The following is a 3,013-nucleotide window of genomic DNA, read 5'->3' on the forward strand; positions in this document are numbered from 1 at the left end:
GATTGTTAAAATAGATTTGAATATTTTTTTCATTTAAATACAAATCGTTGCATTCGCTAATCATATTTTGAATGTCTTCATTGAGATCCATTTCGTTGAAATCCATAATCATTTTATTGGCATTAAATTTAGATAAATCTAATAATCCTCCTACAAGGGATGCTAAGCGTTTAGCGCTGATTGACACTTGTTGAGCTATACTAATTCTCTTGCTTTCTGAGAAGTTTTTCCAATGTTCAACTAACCCTTCAGACAAGCTTGTGAAGCCCTGGATGGGAGTTCTAATTTCATGACTCATATTATTGAGGAATTCTGTTTTAGCAGCTAAAGCTTTTTCAAGTTCTAAGGTGCGAACTTTAACTTTTTGTTCAAGTTGAATATTAAGGTCGTCTTTAGCTTTTTGCATAAAATCATTATATATTTCTTTATTTCTTGTAAAAATAGTTCCTAGAACCACAATCCAAAAAAACATATAAAGAAATAAGGAGGTATATTCATTGTTAGGTAAAGTTACTATATCATTTCCAGAGGCATAAAATATGAGGGTTCCAAGGGCTATTCCAGATAATTGGATAATTATAAATGAAAGAGAATCTAATAATAATATAAGTATCATTACTCCTATATTAAAGTTTATTAGCCACCCTAATGAGAAATTATTTTCTAATAACATGATAGTTGCTAATATTGGTAATGAAATAGTAATGGTTGAGTACCAATAAACGGGTAAGAACTTCTTAAATTTCTGGGGCCATTTATCTTTTAGGAGAAGTATAAAGCATAATATTCCTGCTAAAATTCTTAGTAAATATCCCTTTGGAGAACCTGTATAGATTTCGTATATATATGCCAATGGATAATTAATTATTCCAAATATAGAAAAAGTATAATACTGAGCTCCAAATTTATGGACCCGTTCTTCTGCTGATTCTAATACTTTATTAAATAATTTCATTTTTACTTTTTTTGACAAATAAACATTTTCATTTTATTAAAGTTTGTAAACTCATCAATAATAGAGAATCTATTATTGTTTAGCAGTTTTACCACGTTGTTTGTTGTAGGTTTTCTAGATTTGATACCTTTGAGTTTTTGCCCTTTTCTTATCATTATATCACCGTACCCTGGAAAATAAAAGGATATCTCTTGTTTTGCTATGAAATACATATCTAGAAAGTGAAGTTCTTTATTCCAGGTGCATTTTACTTCAAAAGAGTTAAGATATTTTGAGAAGTCGGGATTAATTGTTGCGAAATAATGGAGTGCTTCCATTATAAACTTATTGGTATCAATATTAGAGTAAGCTAAATTTAAAGATTCCTCATCTTGGTTTATATCAATGGTTAAAATAAAGATATCATGGGGTGACATAAAACTATAGATGTTTTTTAAAATATATTCCTGTTCTGTGGTAGTAAAATTTCCTAGAGTGCCACCTAATAACATTACAGCCTTTTTTACTGTTGTTTGTATATCTATTGCTATAGGGTCTTTTTGCAGTAGATTGGCTTCTAAGGGAAATATATTTAATTTAGGGATGTTAGTTGAAATGCATTTACAGGCATCAGTGAGATAGTTTATGGAATGATCTATGGCATAGTAACTCTTAAGTTCTGGAGCGCAATTTAATATTGGAATTGTTTTATTATTAACAGCGCGACTAGATCCTGGTCCTATTTCAATTAATTCTTTAATGTCAGATAGATATTTAGAAATTTTATGTGAATTATTTCTTATTAAAGAAACTTCATCATTAAATAGATAATAAGATGGATTTTTCTCTAGTAGCTTATCATAAAGATTACCAGAGCCTAGATATGCATAAGGTAGAATATCAGCTCCATGTTCAGTTGTAAAAAACGCTACGTAATCTTCAAGGGTTTTTTGATCGATGGTTTGTTTAGAAAAATTCGTTTGTTTGTTGAAATTTGTATTATGTTCTTTTGCCATTATAATTTATATTAAATATTATTTTTATAATAGCGCAGATTAACAGATTAATAAATATTAATCAATATATTTTGATTTATTTATACAAGAAAATATTGTATAATAATACTTAACGGTTGTTTTACCTTGTTTTAAGGGTTTTTGTCCTTTATGGCGGTTTCAATTGCTTTAAGTACTATATCTTTTTTATATGGTTTACTTATAAAACTAGAGATTCCCATATTATAGGCTTTTTGAATTTCTATTTGGTCGGAGGTTCCACTTTGAAGAATAACAGGGATTTTAGCTAGTTTTGGATCTTTCTTTATTTCTTCTAAAATAGTTAAGCCATAGATATCTGGCATCATAAGATCAAGTAGAATTACATCGATGTTATTATAATTCTGTTTAATATAATCGAGTCCGGAGATTCCTCCATCAGTTTTAATGAAAGTATATGGTGTGTTTAATATTAGTAATTCCATGCTAGATAGGCAGATATCTTCATCATCTATCATTAAAATATTGGCTGAAGTAAGTGATGATGTGTTTTGCGAAGTTTTGTCTTCACTGCTTTGAGAGATTGGAATTATAAAGTGTAAGCTTGCTCCTATATCCTCATTATTTTCTGCCCATATTTTACCATTATGAGAAGTGATGATTTGTTTGCAAATAGACAACCCAAGTCCAGTGCCACCAGCTTTTGTTTTAGTAAGGCTGCTTTGAGTGAAGGGAGTAAATATAGAATCCATCTCTTTTGGAGGAATTCCAATACCTGAGTCTTTTATAGTAAAATGAATTGCTGCTTTATCATTTAATTTAGTGTTTTTTAAGGATATGTTAATGGTTCCATCATCTGGGGTAAACTTAATTGCATTGGCAAAAAGATTACGTAGAACCTGAGTCAATCTGTTTTTATCTCCTTGGATTATAGTTTTAGATGGATTGTTAAAATAGATTTGAATATTTTTTTCATTTAAATACAAATCGTTGCATTCGCTAATCATATTTTGAATGTCTTCATTGAGATCCATTTCGTTGAAATCCATAATCATTTTATTGGCATTAAATTTAGATAAATCTA

Annotated in this window: 3 protein-coding genes; all 3 read right to left on the reverse strand. The window is 29.2% G+C overall.

Annotation, left to right across the window (positions count from 1 at the left end):
* On the reverse strand, nucleotides 1-955 hold a 955-nt coding region (locus N4A31_00200; GenBank protein ID MCT4634655.1), incomplete at its 3' end, for a hypothetical protein.
* A gap of 2 nt (nucleotides 956-957) precedes the next feature.
* On the reverse strand, nucleotides 958-1,950 hold the full coding sequence (locus N4A31_00205) for an L-histidine N(alpha)-methyltransferase (protein ID MCT4634656.1): 993 nt from the start codon (nucleotides 1,948-1,950) through the stop codon (nucleotides 958-960).
* A gap of 131 nt (nucleotides 1,951-2,081) precedes the next feature.
* Nucleotides 2,082-3,013, reverse strand: a 932-nt coding sequence (locus N4A31_00210; GenBank protein ID MCT4634657.1) for an ATP-binding protein, incomplete at its 5' end; no start/stop codon positions are given.

Source organism: Rickettsiales bacterium (genome assembly GCA_025210695.1).
Lineage (GTDB): Bacteria > Pseudomonadota > Alphaproteobacteria > Rickettsiales > CANDYO01 > CANDYO01.